Origin of the sequence: Nocardia brevicatena NBRC 12119, from assembly GCF_000308495.1 — a bacterium.
GTDB lineage: Bacteria > Actinomycetota > Actinomycetes > Mycobacteriales > Mycobacteriaceae > Nocardia > Nocardia brevicatena.
This window is the reverse complement of the sequence record NZ_BAFU01000041.1, coordinates 1-547: the sequence shown is the minus strand read 5'-3', so window position 1 is coordinate 547 and position 547 is coordinate 1. Positions and strand designations below refer to the sequence as shown.

Here is a 547-nt window from a genome sequence, read left to right as displayed (position 1 = left end):
TGGGCGACCCGGTCATTGGTGAGCCTTTTCTCGACCCACGGATACGCGGTGAGTATCACGAAGACCAGTCCCATGGTGAGCGCGACCCAGGTCACCGCCGGCACGGTGTGGTTGCCGATGTACAGCTCCCACGGCGGCATCAACCGGGCCAGACCATCGGTCCACATCATGTAGAAGTCCGGCTGCGACCCCGCCGACACCTGCGAGGGATTGTACGGGCCCAGGTTCCAGATCGGGTTGATCTGGAACACACCGCCCAGCAGCGCGGTGACACCCAGGGTGAGCGCGAAGAACGCGCCCTGGTCCGCGGCGAACACCGGGACGATCCGCGCGCCGATGACATTGTTCTCGGTGCGGCCCGGGCCGGGGAACTGGGTGTGCTTCTGGTACCAGACGATCGCCACATGCGCCGCGATCAGCGCCAGCATGATTCCCGGGAACAACAGCACATGCGTGACGTACAGGCGCGGGATGATGATCTGGCCGGGGAAGTCGCCGCCGAACATCAGCCAGTGCAGCCACGTACCGATCAGGGGGAGGCCGAGGG

1 protein-coding gene is annotated in these 547 nt (G+C 65.4%); it reads right to left on the bottom strand.

Annotated elements, in window-relative coordinates:
* A partial coding sequence (locus ON20_RS08620) for a cytochrome b N-terminal domain-containing protein (RefSeq protein ID WP_040834480.1) occupies positions 1-547 on the bottom strand: 547 nt, incomplete at both ends.